Source organism: Mycobacterium saskatchewanense, from assembly GCF_010729105.1.
Taxonomy (GTDB): Bacteria; Actinomycetota; Actinomycetes; order Mycobacteriales; family Mycobacteriaceae; genus Mycobacterium; species Mycobacterium saskatchewanense.
The window spans coordinates 3166662-3185485 of sequence record NZ_AP022573.1 but is presented as its reverse complement, the minus strand read 5'-3'; the positions used below and the strand labels follow the sequence as shown (position 1 = coordinate 3185485).

General features: G+C 69.7%; 17 protein-coding genes and 1 tRNA gene. 12 read left to right on the top strand and 6 right to left on the bottom strand.

Annotated features, from left to right (window positions below; translation table 11 throughout):
* Positions 1 to 10 precede the first annotated feature (10 nt).
* Genes G6N56_RS14940 through G6N56_RS14915 form a run of 6 tightly spaced genes read left to right on the top strand, consistent with a single transcriptional unit; the run spans position 11 to position 3632 of the window.
* Positions 11 to 211, top strand: a complete 201-nt coding sequence (locus tag G6N56_RS14940; RefSeq protein ID WP_085255246.1) for a DUF4244 domain-containing protein — start codon at positions 11 to 13, stop codon at positions 209 to 211.
* Between the two features lie 35 nt (positions 212 to 246).
* On the top strand, positions 247 to 537 hold the full coding sequence (locus G6N56_RS14935; protein WP_085255247.1) for a TadE family type IV pilus minor pilin: 291 nt from the start codon (positions 247 to 249) through the stop codon (positions 535 to 537).
* Positions 449 to 859: an Rv3654c family TadE-like protein gene (locus G6N56_RS14930; protein ID WP_264020546.1), complete on the top strand. Its 411-nt coding sequence runs from the start codon at positions 449 to 451 to the stop codon at positions 857 to 859. The genes G6N56_RS14935 and G6N56_RS14930 overlap by 89 nt, the downstream gene beginning before the upstream one ends.
* A gap of 9 nt (positions 860 to 868) precedes the next feature.
* On the top strand, positions 869 to 1666 hold the full coding sequence (locus G6N56_RS14925; protein ID WP_085255248.1) for a prolipoprotein diacylglyceryl transferase: 798 nt from the start codon (positions 869 to 871) through the stop codon (positions 1664 to 1666).
* Positions 1663 to 2085 (top strand): hypothetical protein, encoded by a 423-nt coding sequence (locus G6N56_RS14920; RefSeq protein ID WP_142280542.1) that lies wholly within the window; start codon positions 1663 to 1665, stop codon positions 2083 to 2085. Before G6N56_RS14925 ends, G6N56_RS14920 begins: the two co-directional genes overlap by 4 nt.
* A 5-nt stretch (positions 2086 to 2090) precedes the next feature.
* On the top strand, positions 2091 to 3632 hold the full coding sequence (locus tag G6N56_RS14915; RefSeq protein WP_085255398.1) for a radical SAM protein: 1542 nt from the start codon (positions 2091 to 2093) through the stop codon (positions 3630 to 3632).
* Here G6N56_RS14915 and G6N56_RS14910 read toward each other — a convergent pair.
* On the bottom strand, positions 3629 to 4666 hold the full coding sequence (locus G6N56_RS14910; RefSeq protein WP_085255250.1) for a PAS domain-containing protein: 1038 nt from the start codon (positions 4664 to 4666) through the stop codon (positions 3629 to 3631). The genes G6N56_RS14915 and G6N56_RS14910 overlap by 4 nt on opposite strands.
* Before the next feature lie 500 nt (positions 4667 to 5166).
* Complete coding sequence (locus G6N56_RS14905) at positions 5167 to 7494, bottom strand: DEAD/DEAH box helicase (RefSeq protein WP_085255399.1); 2328 nt, start codon at positions 7492 to 7494, stop codon at positions 5167 to 5169.
* A gap of 248 nt (positions 7495 to 7742) precedes the next feature.
* Here G6N56_RS14905 and cspA point away from each other — a divergent pair, with 248 nt between their 5' ends.
* From cspA to topA, 3 genes are all read left to right on the top strand, one after another.
* Positions 7743 to 7946, top strand: a complete 204-nt coding sequence (gene cspA, locus G6N56_RS14900) for a cold shock protein CspA (protein WP_007166602.1) — start codon at positions 7743 to 7745, stop codon at positions 7944 to 7946.
* A gap of 132 nt (positions 7947 to 8078) precedes the next feature.
* Positions 8079 to 8669, top strand: a complete 591-nt coding sequence (locus G6N56_RS14895) for a hypothetical protein (protein ID WP_085255251.1) — start codon at positions 8079 to 8081, stop codon at positions 8667 to 8669.
* Positions 8670 to 8863: 194 nt separating this feature from the next.
* Positions 8864 to 11674: a type I DNA topoisomerase gene (topA, locus tag G6N56_RS14890; protein WP_085255252.1), complete on the top strand. Its 2811-nt coding sequence runs from the start codon at positions 8864 to 8866 to the stop codon at positions 11672 to 11674.
* A gap of 3 nt (positions 11675 to 11677) precedes the next feature.
* Here topA and G6N56_RS14885 read toward each other — a convergent pair whose 3' ends face one another.
* A complete protein-coding gene (locus tag G6N56_RS14885; protein WP_085255253.1) occupies positions 11678 to 13306 on the bottom strand; it encodes an adenylate/guanylate cyclase domain-containing protein in 1629 nt (542 codons plus the stop codon).
* Between the two features lie 155 nt (positions 13307 to 13461).
* Between G6N56_RS14885 and G6N56_RS14880 the strand changes: the two genes are divergently transcribed.
* Both G6N56_RS14880 and G6N56_RS14875 read left to right on the top strand, forming a co-directional pair.
* The gene (locus G6N56_RS14880; protein WP_085255254.1) at positions 13462 to 14682 is read left to right on the top strand and encodes a DNA polymerase III subunit delta'; all 1221 of its coding nucleotides are present in this window, start codon (positions 13462 to 13464) and stop codon (positions 14680 to 14682) included.
* Positions 14683 to 14715: 33 nt separating this feature from the next.
* Positions 14716 to 14791: transfer RNA gene (locus G6N56_RS14875), tRNA-Thr, on the top strand.
* 266 nt (positions 14792 to 15057) lie between these two features.
* Here the strand turns inward: G6N56_RS14875 and G6N56_RS14870 are convergent.
* A complete protein-coding gene (locus tag G6N56_RS14870; RefSeq protein ID WP_163645124.1) occupies positions 15058 to 16866 on the bottom strand; it encodes a hypothetical protein in 1809 nt (602 codons plus the stop codon).
* On the opposite strand from G6N56_RS14870, the gene G6N56_RS14865 reads away from it, so the two are divergent.
* Complete coding sequence (locus G6N56_RS14865) at positions 16832 to 17776, top strand: NAD-dependent epimerase/dehydratase family protein (RefSeq protein WP_163645123.1); 945 nt, start codon at positions 16832 to 16834, stop codon at positions 17774 to 17776. The genes G6N56_RS14870 and G6N56_RS14865 overlap by 35 nt on opposite strands.
* Here G6N56_RS14865 and G6N56_RS14860 read toward each other — a convergent pair.
* Positions 17773 to 18114, bottom strand: coding sequence for a DUF2304 domain-containing protein (locus tag G6N56_RS14860; RefSeq protein ID WP_085255255.1), 342 nt, complete (start codon positions 18112 to 18114; stop codon positions 17773 to 17775). The two genes, G6N56_RS14865 and G6N56_RS14860, sit on opposite strands and share 4 nt — an antisense overlap.
* Positions 18111 to 18812, bottom strand: coding sequence for a polyprenyl-phospho-N-acetylgalactosaminyl synthase PpgS (locus G6N56_RS14855; protein WP_085255402.1), 702 nt, complete (start codon positions 18810 to 18812; stop codon positions 18111 to 18113). Before G6N56_RS14855 ends, G6N56_RS14860 begins: the two co-directional genes overlap by 4 nt.
* Between the last annotated feature and the right edge of the window lie 12 nt (positions 18813 to 18824).

Sequence of the window (18824 nt, the reverse complement as noted above, 5' to 3'; positions counted from 1 at the left end):
GAAGGCATTCATGATCAACGGGTTTCGGACTCTGCTGGCCCGCGTGGCGGTCCTGGCCGCCGACGAGTCGGGCATGTCCACCGTCGAGTACGCGATCGGCACGATTGCGGCCGCCGCCTTCGGAGCGGTCCTCTATACGGTGGTCACCGGCGATTCCATCGTGTCTGCGCTGACCAACATCATCGGCCGCGCGCTCAACACCAAGGTCTAGCCGGCTGTGCGGGAGCCGGCACGGTCGAGGCGGCGTTGGCCATCGCCGCGCTGGTTGTGGTCCTGGCGCTGTGCCTGGCCGGCGTCACGGCCGTGTCGATGCAGGTCCGGTGTGTCGACGCCGCGCGCGAGGCCGCCCGACTGGCCGCGCGGGGTGACGAACGCTCGGCGCTCGAAGCCGCCCGCGGCACTGCGCCGGCCGGCGCCCGGATCCGCGTGGACCACGACGGTGACTTCCTTGTCGCCACGGTGGTCGCCCGCTCGAAGTTGTTACCCCGGCTGGACATCGCGGCGAAGGCGGTGGCCGCGGTGGAGCCGCGGCGATGATCGGGGAGCGGCCACGATCGTCGCGGCGGCGATGGTGGTCGTCCTGCTCTTGGTCACCGGTGCAGGTGCGTACCTCGGGAGTGTCGTGGTTGCGCGGCACCGCGCACAGGCGGCCGCGGATCTGGCCGCGTTGGCGGCCGCCGCCCGGTTGCCTTCCGGAGCGGCGGCTGCCTGCGCCCGCGCCGCGGCGGTGGCCCACGCGATGCGGGCTGACGTCGCCCTGTGTGAGGTGGACGAGCTGGACGTCGTCGTCACGGTGCGGATGGGGGTGCCACTTGCCGGCGCGGCGCGCGCCGCCGCGCGGGCGGGCCCGGACGTATAGTCTGGCGGCGTGATTCCGCAGTGGCGGATCGGTCCGCTGGTGTTGCCGGTGCACGGGGTCTTCGTGGGCCTGGGGGTGCTGGCCGCGGCGGTCGTTTTCATCGCCGAGGCACGTCGGCGCGGCGCCGTCAACGACCAGTCATTGGTGGCCGTCACCGGCGCCCTCGTCGGCGGCGCGATCGGCATGCGGTTGTCCGGGTGGGCGCAACACCTCGACGTCCGGCTCAACCCGTCGCTGCTGCAGGCGTGGGAATACGGCTCGCGCAGCATCCTCGGTGGCTTGCTCGGCGCCTATGCCGGTGTGCTGATCGCCAAGCGGGTCGGTGGCTACACCGGCAAGACGGGCGACCTGTTCGCGCCCGCGGTCGCCCTCGGGATGGCGATCGGCCGCATCGGCTGTCACCTCACCGAGGCGCCCGGGCGCCCGACCGGGCTCCCCTGGGGCGTTCACGCCCCGGCGACGACGCCGAAGTGTCCGGGATGTCTCACGGGCGCGGCCATGCACCCGTCGTTCCTCTACGAAATCGCCTTCCAGCTGGCCGCTTTCGTCATGCTGCTGTGGCTGCGCGATCGCATCCGGCAGCCGGGGGAGCTATTCGTGCTTTACGTCGCGGCCTACGCGGCGTTCCGGTTCGCCGTCGAGTTCGCGCGGGCCAACGAGACCGTCTGGCTGGGCCTGACGCGACCGCAATGGTTTCTACTGCCGTCGCTGGCCCTGATCGCCTGGCGGCTGCGCCGCGGCTACCGACTCGGATATTACGACCCGGTGCTGGACCCGATGGTGCGCCGCCGCGAGGTTGCGACGTGACCGAGCCCCCGCCTCCGCCGGGCTGGCGGCCAGAGGACTGGCCCCCGCCCGGCTATCCCTACGGGATGAACCAGCCATATCCCGACTGGCGGCCCCCGCCCGAAAAGCCAAGTGGCGGCGAGGTCGTCGGCGCGGCCGTCGCCGGCGTCGCCCTCTACCTGGGAATCAATGCGATCGTCGGCCCGATGACGTTGTTCGGCCTCGCCAATGTCATCGCACCGAAGGCAGCCTTCGCGATCGGTGCGGCCACGCTGGCGTTGATCGCGTTTGCCGGTGGCGGCGCACTGCTGTTCGCGAAGAAAGGTGCGTGGGGCAGGGGCATCGGGATGGGGCTGATGATCGGCTGGGCACTGATGTCGATCTTCACCGTCGGCATCTGCACCGGTCTCAACCCCGTGCTGTACCACATCGACCGATGACCGGCATGGGCCTGCGCGGCGACCGGATACACCGGTACGTCAACGCGTTCTGCCCGCACTGCCACGCTCAGCACCCCGACCGTCCGCTGCGTGACGTCGAGCGGCTCAGCGGCTGGCTGGCGGTGCGCGACGACGGGCAGGTGTGGCTGGAACGCGGCTGCCGGACGCACGGGCGCGTGGCAACCCTCTATGACGAAGATCCCGAAATCCTTGCCTACCTTGAAGAGTGGACGGCACCCACCAAGTCACACACGCCGGACGTGGCCGGAAATTTCGACCCCATTCCGTCGGCGTATCTGCGCGGCCTACCGCAGATGCAGACCCAACACACCTGCATCCTGTTGGAAGACATCGCCGAGACGTGCAACCTGCGCTGTCCGACCTGCTTCGCCGACTCCTCGCCCGAGTTGCGCAACGTCGTCGCGGTCCGCGACGTGCTGGCCAATGTCGATCAGCGCCTCGCGCGCGAGAACGGCCGCCTTGACGTGCTGATGCTCAGCGGCGGCGAACCAACCCTGCACCCACAGCTCGCCGAACTGCTTGTCGAGCTCAGCGCGCGGCCCATCACACGAATCCTGCTCAATACCAACGGGTTACGAATCGGTCAGGACGACCGGCTGCTGGACTTGCTCACCGAACATCGGGAACGCGCCGAGGTCTACCTGCAGTACGACGGGTTGTCGGAGGCCGCGCACCGATATCACCGCGGCGGCGACCTGCGCCGCGCGAAGCGCGATGCGCTGCGGCGGCTGTCCGAGCGGGAAGTCTTCACGACCCTCGTGATGACGGCTGCGCTGGACGTCAACGACGGCGAGCTCGGGGACATCGTAAGGCTCGCCCTGGACACCCCCTACGTCGGCGGGGTGTGCATTCAGCCGCAATTCGGTTCGGGCCGTTCGGGATCCATCGACGCCGCCCGCAGGCTCACCCATACAGGTGTGCTGAAGCGACTGGGGCCGCAAACCGGAGGACTCGTGACCTGGCGGGATCTGACCGCCCTGCCGTGTTCACACCCGCATTGCTGCTCGGTCGGTTACCTACTCCGCGACGACGGCGGGCAATGGCGCTCACTGGTCGGCCTGATCGGCCACGACAACCTCAAGGACCGGCTCGGCCTGGTAGCCAACCGGATCGCCGACAGCGACATTCCCCGCGAGTTGCGGCTGGCCGTCCGCGAATCGCTGCTGGGGTTGCTCTCCGAGCAGTCGTCGCTGTCGCACCCGCAGATGTCCGAGGTGTGGCAAATGATCTGCGAGAGCTGCGACCTGGGCATCGGCACGTTGCTGACGGTGGCTTCCGGCGCGCTGCCCGGGCGGCGGAGCCGGTTGAGGCGCCTGCTCGGCGAGCGGGTGGTCCGCCTCACGGTCAAGCCGTTCATGGACATGTCGACGATGATCGAGGAACGGCTGCTGCAGTGTTGCGTGCACGTCGGAACCCGCTCAACGCAGGACCAGTGCGCGCCGTTCTGCGCGGTGCAGGCCTGGCCGCAGCTGAGCGGGCAGCGGCTGTCCGTGGCCGCGCGGCGACTGCTGCCGGTGGTGGGTTAGGCCTCGTCCCGCGGGGGCTTGGGCAGCCCGGCGGCGGCGAGTTCCTCATCGCTGGGCAATCGCAGGGAGATCAGCCCCGCATAGACGTCGGGTTCGAGCTCCACCCTGTTGACCGTGACATGCACCGGCACCCAATCGACCTCGTGGCCGCGCATCCGCAGGACCTGACTGGTGGCGCCGTTGGCGAATTCCGTTGCCATCGCGAACATCAAGTGCTCGTCGTAGGGATGTACCCACGGCCGCTCGGCGTTGCTGCCGCGCCAGTCGTAGAAGGGGCACGGCTCGTCGAGCCACTTCAGGAGGTTCCAGTTCTTCAGGTCGACGAGTGCGCGGTGCACCCCCGCCTGCGCGAGTCCGCTGAGGATCCGCTGGGCCAGGTCGTCGGTGGACACCGCCGGGCCCTTGAGTTCGGCGCGCCAGTTGATCGCCCGGGCGATCAAGTGTTCGTTGCCGTCCGGACCCGGTTCCAGGCCCGTGCGCGCGACGAAGCCGATGCGAATGGGATTTCCTCGCCAGTCCGTGAGATCCCATGTGCTGCAGATCGTCTGGTCGGGCTTGGCCTTGACCGCCATGGCCAGCACCTTGGTTTCGTTCGGGTTGAGCTCCCGCGACGGGAGGTCCTCCGCGAAAGCCCGGCCGAAGGTCACCTCGACCTCGGGGTTCTTGCCGCTGTTGACCAGCGATTCCCGGGTGTCCGTGGCCACCCCGAGGGTCAGGTCCCACTTCAACGGCCCGGGCAGGGGCCGCTCGGGTGGTTCGTCGTCGGCCGGGCCGGTCCACACATGCACCCCATGCAGGTAACCGTCGGACATCACCACCGGTTCGGTCCGGATGACCCGATCGCGCTTCGGGGTAATGCTGGTCATGCTCTGGCTCGTCTGCGCCGTCTCCGCGATCGCCGTGCGAACCGCGGAGAGGTGCGGGCTGCGGCGCATGAACGTGGTGATCGGGACGAGGTTCTTCAGTTGCCGCCCCTGCGCCACTACGGCGGGGTCACCCCCGAGCGTCTCCACGAGCAACCAGTCGTGGGCCATGGCGTCGAGTTTACGGCGATAGGCGTGTGCCGAATAAGCAAGGGCAACCTGATCGACGTCCGGCCCCGCGCACGAAACCGAACCAAGCCTCAGCATGACGGGATCATGCCTTAAGAAGGATCTTGTGTGGATTTGGTGCCCTCAAGTATATAAACGCCCAATCATGCTCGCGCGGAACCGAATTTCGGAATTTTCAGTCGGGCGGACTGAAGCAAAATCCACGTAGACACCGCACGAATGCGCGATGATGACAAGCGCGATCATCAACAATGCGTTTTGAGTAGTTGGATCGTACGCCCGGATTGGACGGGCCTGGGAACGGCTCGCGTGATCCGGCCGTTCGCCCGCTGCAGCGAAACGCGAGCGCTCCTTCGGCGGCGGGGGAGCGTGGGTCCGGGCAGTTGTCGTGGCCGCGATCGGTGGATGTCGACCGTCGAGGGGTCGGTCGGCGTGACTCGCGATCCGGGGCCCTGCAACTGACCGGGGCGCGTATGCGCCGGTCAGCCCGCGCAGCGCCCCAGCTGCCCGAGCACGAGGCGCAGCACCCGGATCGCCCCGGCCTTGTCCAGCGGGTCGTTGCCGTTGCCGCATTTGGGTGACTGCACGCACGACGGGCAGCCCCGCGGACATTCGCACGCCTCGATGGCCGCGGCTGTTGCGCCCAACCAGGTGCGGGCCTGGTGAAAGCCGCGTTCCGCGAACCCCGCGCCGCCCGGGTGGCCGTCGTAGACGAAGACGCTGGGCAGCCCGTCGGGCCCGACGGCGGTGGACAGGCCGCCGATGTCGCCCCGGTCGCAGCTGGCCACCAGCGGCAGCAGGCCGATCGCCGCGTGCTCGGCGGCGTGCAGCGAGCCCGGGATGTGTGGCATGTCAATCCCGTTGTCCAACAAAGCCTCCGGCGTGATCGTGTACATCACGGCGGTGGTCGGCAGCGTATTGGCCGGCATGTCGAGTTCGATGAAGTCGATCACCTCTCCGTCGAGGCGGCGGCGGAGGTAACCGATCACCTGGTTGGTGACCGTCACCGGCACCAGGCCGAGGGTGACCGGTCCGTAGGCCACACGTTCGCCGGGGCCGGTGACGGTGACGTCGGTGACCTCGCGCGCAAACGTCGCATAGCCGGGATCCTCGGCGTGGACGAACGCGATCTGGTCCTGCAGGTCCAGCGAGTCGACGACGTAGCTGTCGCCCTGGTGCAGGTAAACGGCTCCCGGGTGGATGCAGGCCGGCGCCTGGCCGACGCCGGCGCTGCCCAGCAACCGGCCGGTGTCGGCCTCGACGATGACGACCTGCCCGCCCGTCGAGCCCCGGATGTCCACACCCGCATGCGGTTGCAGCCCGGGCGCGGGGAAGTACTTGCCGTTGCGTCGCCGCAGCAGGCCCTCGTCGACCAGCCTCGCGGCCACGTCGGTGGCGCCGAAATCGCGTACCTCGGCGTCGTCTAAGGGAAGTTCTGTTGCGGCGCATAGCAATTGGGGGCCGAGGAGGTAGGGGTTGGCGGGATCGATCACCACTCGTTCGACCGGCTTGCCCAGCAATGCGGCGGGGTTGTGCACCAGATAGGTGTCCAGCGGGTCGTCGCGGGCGATCAGCACGACAAGCGCACCCTGGCCGCGGCGGCCCGACCGGCCGGCCTGCTGCCAGAACGAGGCGACCGTTCCGGGGAAACCGGCAAGCACGACGGCATCCAGGCCGGCGATGTCGACCCCGAGCTCCAGCGCGTTCGTGGTGGCCAGGCCGCGCAACCGGCCCTCGGCCAGCGCGCGCTCCAGCGCGGTGCGGTCCTCGGCGAGGTAGCCGGCCCGGTACGACGCCACCTTGTCCGACAGGTCCGGCGCGATGTCGGCAAGCCGTCCCTGTGCGCCCAGTGCGGTGAGTTCGGCGGCCCGGCGCGACCGGACGAACGTCAGCGTCTGCGCTCCTTCGGCGATCAGGTCGGCCATCACGCGGGCCGCCTCCGCGCCGGCGGAGCGACGCACCGGTGCGCCGTTCTCCCCGGTGAGGTCGGCGCGCAGCGCGGGCTCCCACAACGCGACCGTCCGCGCGCCCTGCGGGGAGCCGTCCTCGACGACCTCCTCGACCGGGAACCCGATCAGCTCGGCGGCCGTCGCGCCCGGCGAATCCGTTGTGGCGCTGGCGAAGACCACGGTCGGGGCGGCGGAATATCGCGCGCACAACCGCAACAGGCGCCGCAACACCATCGCTACGTTGGAACCGAAAACGCCCCGGTAGTAATGGCATTCGTCGACCACCACGAACCGCAGCCCGCGCAGGAACACCGCCCAGCGGGCGTGGTTGCGCAGCATCGACAGGTGGATCATGTCGGGGTTGGAGAACAACCAGCGGGACCGTTCACGGGCGAAGCGGCGCACCTCGCTGGGACTGTCACCGTCGTAGGCGGTGGGGGCGACCGCAAAACGAGGATCGTTTAGCCGTGGGATCGCGGTGGTGAGCGCGTGCGCGGCGCGCAACTGGTCGTGACCGAGCGCTTTCGTGGGCGACAGGTAAAGCACCCGCGCCCGCGGATCCGTGGCAAGGGCGTTGAGAACCGGGAGCTGATATGCGAGCGACTTGCCCGACGCGGTGCCGGTGCTGATCACCACATGGCGGCCGGCGTGGGCCAGCTGCGCGGCCGCGGACTGGTGCGACCACGGGCAGCCGATGCCGCGGTCGGCGAAGGCCCGAATCACGTCCGGCTCCGCCCATTCCGGCCACCCGTGCGGGCGGCCGCCGCGCGCGGGAAGTTCGGCGACGTGGCGCAGCGGGTGCTCACCGGTCGCGGTACCGGCGAGCGCGACGGCGAGCAGGTCGCTGCCGAAACTCGCCAACTTCACATCCTCCTAACATCAGCGCATCACACAAGTCTGTCGCCGACGCGGCGAACATGGTTGGATGGTTGCGGTCGCAGCTTCTGTGTTCGTGTCAAACTTTCGCAGGATCGACGTTGCGGCCGCGGTTCCTGCGAGGTTAATCGGTCGGGTGAAGTTCCGGCGACTGAGCGAGGTATGGCGGTCGTAAAGGCCCGGGGCATCGAAAGGCGATGCCCCGCACCCAGAAGAAAAGGAAAGATCGAGAGATGCCACAGGGAACTGTGAAGTGGTTCAACGCGGAGAAGGGTTTCGGGTTCATTGCCCCCGAAGACGGTTCCGCAGATGTTTTTGTCCACTACACGGAGATCCAGGGTTCGGGCTTCCGCACCCTCGAAGAAAACCAGAAGGTCGAGTTCGAGATCGGCCACAGCCCTAAGGGGCCCCAGGCCACCGGAGTCCGCTCCGTCTGAGACGAGCAAGAACTCCACGGACGCCCCCCGTGCGGCCCGCCCAGCGGGCCCGCCGGGGGGTTTTCGTTTCGCGCCGAAGCCGCGCCGGTTACCTGAAGGCACGGACGCGCGACCTGGCCTACTGTCGGTGACGTGAGCCAGCTGTCCTTCTTCACGGCGGAGTCGGTGCCCCCCGCGGTCGCCGATCTCTCCGGGGTGCTGGCGGCCACGGGCCAGATCGTTCTGGTCGGCGCCCGGGGCGGGCAGGGGGCGCGGCTCTCGGTGGTCGTGGACCAGCTGTGGCGCGCCACGGCGCTGGCCGAGATGATCCGCGAGGCGGGCCTGGTCCCGGAGGTCGGCCGCACCGACGAGGACACCCCACTGGTGCGGACGGCGGTGGAATCCTCGTTGGTCGACATCGCCGCCGAATGGACGCGCGGCGCGGTCAAGACGGTGCCGACGCGCTGGCTGCCCGGGCCGCGCGAGCTGCGGGCGTGGACGCTGGCGGCCGGCGCCCCCGAAGGCGACCACTATCTATTAGGACTGGACCCGCACGCGCCCGACACCCATTCCCCGCTGGCGTCCGCCTTGATGCGGGTGGGTATCGCGCCCACGCTGATCGGCACCCGCGGCGGTCGTCCGGCGCTTCGCATCAGTGGCCGCCGCCGGCTGTCGCGCCTGGTAGAGAACGTGGGCGACGCCCCGGCGGGCGCCGACGCAGCGCCCATGTGGCCCCGGGTATGACGGCCGGATAGGATCTGCGTTTCCGGCATCCGGTTTGCGTCGGCCCGCCCAGGGGTGCGAAATTGTCAGGTGCCCGAGGGCGAGGGAACGCCGTCGTACCTGAGATTTCCGCGGAATTTTCGACGGCGGCCTGTCATTCTTCCTGCAGGGCGGTCTCACAGGGGGGCCGGACAAGAGATGGAGCGTAAGCGTAGTTGGCTGACCCGAAGGTAAAGGACCGCACGAGCGGCCCAAATGGGAGCCGTCGGAGACTCGTCATCGTCGAGTCGCCGACCAAGGCGCGCAAACTGGCGGGTTACCTCGGCTCCAGCTACATCGTGGAATCCTCGCGCGGTCACATCCGCGACCTCCCCCGCGCCGCGGCCGACGTGCCCGCGAAGTACAAGTCCGAGCCGTGGGCCAGGCTGGGCGTCGACGTCGACCACGATTTCGAGCCGCTCTACATCATCAGCCCGGAGAAGAAGAGCACCGTCACCGAGCTCAAGGGATTGCTCAAGGACGTCGACGAGCTCTACCTGGCGACGGATGGTGACCGCGAGGGCGAGGCCATCGCGTGGCACCTGCTGCAGACCCTCAAGCCGAACATCCCGGTCAAGCGGATGGTTTTCCACGAGATCACCGAGCCCGCGATCCTGGAGGCCGCGGAAAACCCCCGCGACCTCGACATCGACCTGGTCGACGCGCAGGAGACCCGCCGCATCCTGGACCGGCTGTACGGCTACGAGGTCAGCCCGGTCCTGTGGAAGAAGGTGGCGCCCCGGCTGTCGGCGGGCCGCGTGCAGTCGGTGGCCACCCGGATCATCGTTCAGCGCGAGCGCGACCGCATGGCGTTCCGCAGCGCGTCCTATTGGGACATCGTCGCGCAGCTGGACGCCAGCGTGTCCGACCCGCAGGCCACGCCGCCCACCTTCGCCGCGCGGCTGAGCAGCGTCGGCGGCCGCCGGGTCGCCACCGGACGAGATTTCGACTCCCTGGGGCAGTTGCGCAAGGCCGACGAGGTGACCGTGTTGGACGAGGCGAGCGCGACCGCGCTGGCCACGGCCCTGCGGGGCGCACAGCTGACTGTGGCGTCGGTGGAGGAGAAGCCCTACACCCGGCGTCCCTACGCGCCGTTTATGACGTCGACGCTGCAGCAGGAGGCGGGCCGCAAGCTGCGCTTCTCCTCCGAGCGGACGATGAGCATCGCCCAGCGGCTCTACGAGAACGGTTACATCACCTATATGCGTACCGACTCGACCACGCTGTCGGAGTCGGCGATCAACGCCGCGCGCACCCAGGCGCGCCAGCTGTACGGCGCGGAGTACGTGTCCCCGTCGCCGCGGCAGTACACCCGCAAGGTGAAAAATGCCCAGGAGGCCCACGAGGCGATCCGGCCCGCCGGTGACGCCTTCGCCACGCCGGACGCGGTGCGCCGCGAGCTGGACGGCGACGAGTTCCGCCTCTACGAGCTCATCTGGCAGCGCACGGTGGCCTCGCAGATGGCCGACGCCCGGGGCACCACGCTCAGCCTGCGAATCGGGGGCCGGGCTGGGGACCAAGATGTCGTATTCTCCGCGAGCGGGCGCACCATCACGTTCGCCGGATTCTTGAAGGCCTACGTCGAGACGGTGGACGAGCTGGCCGGCGGCGAGGCCGACGACGCCGAGAGCAGGCTGCCCCAGCTGACGGAGGGGCAGCGGCTGGCGGCCCTCGAGCTCACCCCGGACGGGCACGCCACCAACCCGCCGGCGCGCTACACCGAGGCGTCGTTGGTCAAGGCGCTCGAGGAGTTGGGCATCGGCCGTCCGTCGACGTACTCGTCGATCATCAAGACCATCCAGGATCGCGGCTACGTCCACAAGAAGGGCAGCGCCCTGGTGCCCTCATGGGTCGCGTTCGCCGTCACCGGGCTGCTGGAACAGCATTTCGGCCGCCTCGTGGACTACGACTTCACCGCGGCCATGGAGGACGAGCTCGACGCCATCGCGTCCGGCAACGAGCAACGGACCAACTGGCTCAACAACTTCTACTTCGGCGGAGACCACGGCGTGGCCGACTCGGTGGCCCGCTCCGGCGGGCTGAAGAAGCTGGTGGGCGTCAACCTGGAGGGCATCGACGCGCGGGAAGTCAACTCCATCAAGCTGTTTGACGACGCGCAGGGCCGCCCCGTCTATGTGCGGGTGGGCAAGAACGGCCCATACCTGGAACGCATGGTGACCGGCGACGACGGCGAACGCACGCCGCAGCGAGCCAACCTCAATGACTCCCTGACGCCCGACGAGTTGACTCTCGAGGTGGCCGAGGAGCTGTTCGCCACCCCGCAGGAGGGCCGCGTCCTGGGCGTGGATCCCGAGACCGGGCACGAAATCGTCGCCAAGGACGGGCGGTACGGGCCGTACGTCACCGAGGTGCTGCCCAAGACCGACGATGACGACGACGGCAGCTCCGGTGCCCCGGCGAAGAAGGGCAAGAAGCCGACCGGCCCGAAGCCTCGCACCGGCTCGCTCCTGCGCAGCATGGACCTGCAGACCGTCACCCTCGAGGACGCGCTCAAGCTGCTGTCGCTGCCGCGCGTGGTGGGCGTCGACCCCGCGACGGGCGAGGAGATCACCGCACAGAACGGCCGCTACGGGCCATACCTGAAGCGTGGCAACGATTCTCGTTCACTGGCGACCGAGGACCAAATCTTCGAGATCACGCTCGAGGAAGCGCTCAAGATCTACGCCGAGCCCAAGCGGCGTGGTCGGCAGAGCGCCGCCGCGCCGCCGCTGCGCGAGCTCGGGAACGACCCGGCGTCGGGCAAGCCGATGGTGATCAAGGACGGCCGATTCGGGCCGTACGTCACCGACGGCGAGACCAACGCGAGCCTGCGCAAGGGCGACGACGTCATGTCGATCACCGACGAGCGCGCCGCCGAGCTGCTGGCCGACCGGCGCGCCCGCGGCCCGGCGAAGCGGCCCGCCAAGAAGGCCGTCCGTAAGGCCCCGGCCAAATCGGCGGCCAAGCGGGCCGCCAAGAAGGGCTAGCCGCTAGAAACCCGGGCCGATCGACTCGCTGGCCACATCGGCGTGGTGGGCTCGCACCGGATGGGAATCCGTGACACCGGCCAGATGCACCGGTCGGGCCAACTGGGTGGGCGCCGTGCGGCCGCGCAATTCGACGACCTCACCGACGTCCCAGCACAGGGCCTCGGCGTCCAGCGCGCCGCTGACCGCGATCGCCGACGCGAGCACGTGGCCGGGCTCGAGTTTGGCCAGCTCGGTCAGCCGCGCGGCCTCGTTGACCGGGTCGCCGATCACGGTGTACTCGAAACGGGCCTGCGCGCCGATGTGGCCGGCGATGGCTCGGCCGGCCGACACCCCGATGCCGAACTCAGCCGATCCGATCACGGGCAGGATTTCGTCGTGCAGCTCGCGCGCGGCGGCGAGCGCCCCGCCGGAGGCGTCGGGGTGCTCGATCGGCGCCCCGAAGATCGCCAGCGCCGCGTCGCCCTGGAACTTGTTGACGAACCCGCCGTGCTTGCCCACGGTGTCGACCACCACCCGGAAGAACTCGTTCAACAGGTGGACCACCTCGGCGGGGGGTCGTGTCGAGGCCAGCTTGGTGGAGCCGACCAGGTCGACGAACAGCACCGCGACGTCACGTTCCTGGCCGCCCAGCTCGGTGCCCCGCTCCAGGGCCCGGCGGGCGACGTCCTCACCGACGTAGCGGCCGAACAGGTCGCGCAGCCGCTGCCGCTCCGACAGGTCGCGCACCATGTCGTTGAACCCCGCCTGCAGCAGGCCCAGCTCGCTGGCGTCGTAGATCTGCATGTGCGCGTTGTAGTTGCCGCGCTGCACCTCGCTCAGGGCCCAGCGGAGCTGACGCAGGGGGTCGGCGATCGACATGGCGACCAGCAGGGTGCTGACCCCACCGATACCCAACGCCGCCATCGCCAGCAGCAGGATCGGGGTGAACAGCTTCTCGGGCGTGGCGTGCAACAGTGAGGCTTTGTCGGCGACCACCGCCAGCACGATCGCCAGCACCGGCACGGCGGTGGACAGCATCCACGTCAGCATCTGCCGCAGGATGACGCCGGGCGCCTGCACGTTCTCCGGTACGCCGCTGCGCAGGGCGGCGACGGCGACGGGCCGCAGCACCCGTTCGGACTGCAGGTAGCCGATGATCGCGGTCGCGGCCGCGCCCAGCCCGGTGGCGACCGCCACGACCGGCGCGGCGTACCGGGCCACCGACCAGCTCGCGATGATGAAGACCGACCCCCCGATGCACCAGGCCACCATGCTGGTCAGCGTGCGGTAGAACGGCATCCGCAACGCGCGGCTGCGGGCGAGCTCGGTATCGGTCGGGTCGGCCTCCGCGAGCAGATTGTCGCGGCGCTGCCAGCGAAACACCGGCATCAGCAGTTTGAGGTTGACCAGCCAACCGGCGATGAACAAGACGATCAGGGAGCCGGCGAAGATCATCAGGTTGAGCGCGGGCAGGTCCTGTAGCTGGACGCGATCCTGCGGCGGCAAGGCATAGCGGAGGAAGCCCAGCACGAAGAGGGCGCCGATGATGTCGGCCTGCAGCATGCTCAGCGAAAACAGCGGCCAGGGCGTGCGTACCACCCAGCGGACGAATGCGGTGATTCGCCCGGGCAGTGCGGCCGCTGTTGCCATGAATCCACCGTATCGGTCGGCGGGGACTTGTCGGAAACTTACAACTGCATCGGCAGGTCGCCGAATGCCGCCATCACCTCGGCAAATGTAACGGGATTGTCGCGATACGGTGGCCGATCGGTATCTGTCGCCGCCGGTGGCTACTGTTGCCGGTGATGTCCGGGGTATTTACGCGGCTGGTAGGGCAGTCCGCGGTCGAGGCCGAGCTGCTCGCCGCCGCGAGAGCGGCCCGTGCGCCCGCCCGTGATTCGGTTCACACCGGGCCCGGTGACGGGTCTATGACACACGCGTGGCTCATCACCGGCCCGCCCGGATCGGGGCGTTCGGTGGCGGCGTTGTGCTTCGCGGCCGCGTTGCAGTGCACCGCGGCCGCCGAGGACGGCGAGCCGGGGTGTGGTCGCTGCCGGGCCTGCGCGACGACGATGGCCGGCACCCACGCCGACGTGCGGCGGGTGATCCCCGAGGGCCTGTCCATCGGGGTCGACGAGATGCGCGCGATCGTGCAGACCGCGTCGCGTCGCCCGACCACCGGGCACTGGCAAATCGTGGTGATCGAGGACGCCGACCGGCTGACGGAAGGCGCCGCGAACGCCTTGCTGAAGGTCGTCGAGGAGCCGCCGCCGTCGACGGTGTTCCTGCTGTGCGCGCCGTCGGTGGATCCCGAGGACATCGCGGTCACCCTGCGCTCCCGGTGCCGGCACATCGCCCTCGTGACGCCGCCGACGGAGGCCATCGCGCGGGTATTGGTCGATCGCGACGGCCTCGCACCCGACGTGGCGGACTGGGCGGCGTCGGTCAGCGGCGGGCACGTCGGTCGGGCGCGCCGGCTCGCCACCGACCCGGAGGCCCGCGAGCGCCGTGAGCGCGCGCTGGGACTGGTCCGCGACGCGGCGACCCCCTCGCGCGCCTACGCCGCCGCCGAGGAGCTGGTGATCGCCGCCGAGGCCGAGGCAGTGGTGTTGACCGCCGACCGCGCCGAGGCCGAAACCGAGGAGCTGCGAACCGCTCTCGGCGCCGGTGGCACCGGCAAGGGCACGGCGGGCGTGATGCGGGGCGCCGCGGGGGCGATCAAGGACCTCGAGCGCCGGCAGAAGTCACGCCAGACGCGGGCCTCCCGCGACGCCCTGGACCGGGCGCTGATCGACCTGGCGACGTACTTCCGCGACGCGCTCGTGGTGTCGTCGGGCGCCCGGGTGCGCGCGAACCATCCGGACATGGCCGACCGGATCGCCGCCCTGGCCGCCCACGCCGCGCCCGAGCGGCTGTTGCGCTGCATGGAGGCGGTGCTCGAGTGCCGCGACGCGCTGGCGATCAACGTCAAACCCAAGTTCGCCGTCGACGCCATGGTCGCGACGATCGGGCAGCAACTTGGGTGAGCGAGCCGGGCTGCCGTAGACTCGTGCCGCCGTGCCGCCTTAGCTCAGTCGGTAGAGCGATTCACTCGTAATGAATAGGTCGGGGGTTCGATTCCCCCAGGCGGCTCCAAGTTTCTCCTGGTGACATCTCCTGATGACGTCTCTTGATCACAACGGTCGATGATCACAACGGTCGGCGGTCCGGTTTCCCGCGCCGCCAACCCGGGTAGTGCCAACGCGGGCAGTGCCACCACTCAAATACCCCGCCCGGACGGAGGACCGCATGACCACCGCCGAACAGCCGCCGCCGGAAGGCGACGAACAGCCCCCGCAAGCGAGCGAGGAGGACGGCGAACAACCTCCCCGGAACGGGGACGACGCCGCCGAATAGCGGGCTCAGGCCGGTGCCACGAAACCCACCGGGCCGGATGCGAGGCACAGCGACAACGCGGTGGTGTTGGCCCGGACGGTGACCGCGTCGCCGGCGCCGGGCAACCTCGCGAAGACCCGGTTGAGGCCCGGGTGCACCGGAACCTTGACGTCGGGACCCTGCGTCAGCGACAGGGTCATCGACCCGTCACTGTTGGCCAGGTAGTTGAGTTCGACGGTCCAGTCGGCGGGCAGCAGCGGGCCGTCCAGGAGCAGCCGCGCCGGCCGATCGGGTTGCGCGAAGTAGCCGCACCGCGGCATGGGACCGGGCACGATCGTGCGGATCCAGGTCACGCGGGCGGGGATCAGCCGGCCGGAGCTGTCGATCATGCGCAATTGCGTTGTGGCCGTGGCAAATTCGGGTCGATCCCGCAGCAGGCCGAATAGGTGGCTGGCCAGGTTCTCCGGTGCGGCCACCCGCTGCAGCACCAGCGGGTCGACTTCCTGGTCGAGCAGGGGCACGTTCGAGGCCGCGTGCGCGGCGGCCAGCCCCGCCCGCGCGTTGCGCAGGTAGGGCTCGGCGGGGTTGTCCCGCCAGCTGGTCAGGAACGTGGCCGTCGAGTAGAGGCTGCTGGCGGCGAACAGCGCCGCCGCGCCCACCGCCGCCACCGCGGTGCGCCTCGGCGAGGGGTCCAGCCAACGCGGCGCGGACGGACGGTTCGGGGCGGCCACCGCGACGGCGGCCAGCAGGGCCAGCACCACCGCGAGGTCCGGCAAATACCGTAGCGTCTGGGCGAGCTCCAGGGCGGTCTGCTTCGATGAGCGCATCAGGTAGATCGGCACCTGGCACGCGACGGCGTAGCCCGCCGCGGTCAGCCACAGCGCCCCCACCCGCTTGCGGGCCAGCGACACCGCCAGCGCCGCGGCCAGCACCAGCCAGCCGAGCGCCATCACCGCCGGCGGGGGCGTCGCCCACGGCGAGGCGGGCGCCCACCTGTCCCAGTGCCACGGGCCGCCGGCGAGCCCCGGCACGATGCCGTGCGTGATCGACCGCCACAGCAGGTCTCCCGTCATCGACAGGTCGAAGCTCCACCGCCGCTGGTTGACCACGGCCAGATACAGCGCGATCCAGGCCACGGTCAACGCCAGCGCCGGGGCCCACAGCCGAATCCCGGCCCGCCACACCGCCCGCAGGGCCGAGGTGTCGCCCCGCACGTGGTGCAGCAGGGCGGTGACGGCGAAGGCGACGAACGGGATCACCGCGGCCTTCTCGAAGAACAGCAGGCCGCCGAGGTAGGCCAGCACGCCGGTCGCCGCGTACCGGCGGTCGCCCGTGCGCACCAACAGGATCGCGTCGCCGCACACCCACGCCAGCGCGGCCAGCATCGGCAGCGAGTTGAGCGCCGCCGCCCACCACGCGAACGCGGGCACGGTCAGCGGGGTGAACAGTGCGAACGTCAGCGGCGCCAGCAGCGCCGGCCGCCAGCCGAGGACGACGTACAGGGCGCGCAGCAGGGCGAGCGAGGCGAGCAGCTGGAGCGCCAGCAGGCTGATCGCCGGCCACGTCCAGTCCAGCGGTGCCAGCCGGATGATCAGGCCGGCGAGCAGGAAAGCGCCCGGCATCACATGCCCGTCGTGGTCGTCGAACAGGTACGACGGCGACAACAGGTTGTGCGTGCCGGCCTTGCCGATGAGGATCAGGTCGTCCCAGTAGAAATAGCCCCCGAACGCCACTGCCGCGCGCACGCCGAGCTGAACGGCGATGAGCACGGCGGCCGCCAGCGGTATGTATGGTGGGCCGGTGCGCGCACTGGTCACCGGGGCAGCCGGATTCATCGGGTCGACGCTAGTCGACCGTCTGCTGGCCGACGGTCACACGGTGGTGGGGCTGGACAACTTCGCCAGCGGTCGCGCGACCAACCTCGAACACCTGGCGGGGAACGCGTCGTGCGCCTTCGTCGAGGCCGACATCGTCACCGCCGACCTCGACGCCATCCTCGGCGAGCACCGGCCGGAGGTGGTGTTTCACCTCGCGGCGCAGATCGACGTGCGGCACTCGGTTGCCGACCCGCAGTTCGACGCGTCGGTCAACGTCATCGGCACGGTGCGCCTGGCCGAGGCGGCCCGGCTGACCGGGGTGCGCAAGGTCGTGCACACGTCGTCGGGCGGCTCCATCTACGGCACCCCGCCGCAATACCCGACCCCCGAGACCGTGCCCACCGACCCCGCTTCGCCGTACGCCGCGGGCAAGGTGGCCGGCGAGATCTACCTCAACACCTTCCGCCACCTGTACGGGCTGGATTGCTCGCACATCGCCCCGGCCAACGTCTACGGCCCCCGCCAGGACCCGCACGGCGAGGCCGGCGTGGTGGCCATTTTCGCGCAGGCCCTGCTGTCGGGTAAGCCGACCAAGGTGTTCGGTGACGGCACCAACACCCGCGACTACGTGTTCGTCGACGACGTGGTGGACGCCTTCGTGAAGGCCTCCGGCGACGCGGGCGGCGGGCAGCGGTTCAACATCGGCACCGGCATCGAAACGTCGGACCGGCAGCTGCATTCGGCGGTGGCGGCGGCCGTCGGCGGCCCCGACGACCCGGAGTTCTACCCGCCGCGCTTGGGCGACCTCAAGCGGTCATGCCTCGACATCCGGTTGGCCGAACGGGTTTTGGGCTGGCGCCCGCAGGTTCGGCTCGACGACGGGGTGCGCCGCACGGTGGAGTACTTCCGCCACCTGCGGACGGACTAGCGCGGCTCCGGCGGCTGCGCGCCCTCGAGCGCTACGGCCCGGGCCAGCCGCGCGTAGCGCAACTCCAGGTCCTTGAACCGCATGTACGTGCTCAGCGTGGTGAAGCTGAAGGCCATGATCAGCGCGTAGAGCATCAGATCGGTGCCGCGGCGCACGCCGAACCAGTGCGCGACCACGGTGGTGTCGTCGGGCCGCAGCACGGCGTAGATGCCGGCCAGGACGAACAGGACGTAGCCGACCTTGACCCACGCGCGCGACCGGGCATTGCGGCGCGAGCGCAACAGGTAGACGAGCAGGGCCACGATCGATCCGATCAGCAGCACCTGGATCCAGTTCATCGTGAAGTCCTTCCTCGCAGGAACCCGTCGAAGATGATGTTGACGCCGTTGAGGAGCGGCTGCCCCTTCGACTTCGAGTACTCGGTGTAGAGCACCTCGACCGGGAACTCGGTGACGCGCCAATGGTTTTCGTCGACCAGCATGATGAACTCGTTGGCGTGGCTCATGCCGCTCATGGTGATGTTCAACCCGTCGGCCACCTTCTTGTTGAACACCCGCAGCCCATTGTTGGTGTCCGTCAACCCGAGTCGGCGGCCGCGGCGGCTGAGCCGCGCCGCCGTTTGCAGCACGAGCCGTTTCACGAACGGCGGGCGGCTGCCCTCCTGGCCCGCGAACCGGGTCCCGATGACGACGTCGACGTCGCCGGCGCCGAGCCGGTCGATCATCGCGGCCACATCCTTGACCCGGTGCTGGCCGTCGGCGTCGAACGTGGCGAACACCTGGGCGCCGGGCTGACCGCGGGCGTACTCGACCCCGGTCTGGATGGCCGCCCCCTGGCCCAGGTTGATCGGGTGGCGCACCAGGTGGGCGCCGGCGCGCCGGGCGATCTCGCCGGTGCCGTCGGTGCTGCCGTCGTCGACGCACACGACATGGTCGAAGACGGAGCGGACATCGGCGATCACCTCACCGATGACGGCGGCTTCGTTGAAGGCGGGAATGACGATCCAGACGCCCGGGTAGTGGCTTTCGATGTACACAAGGTTAGCCAG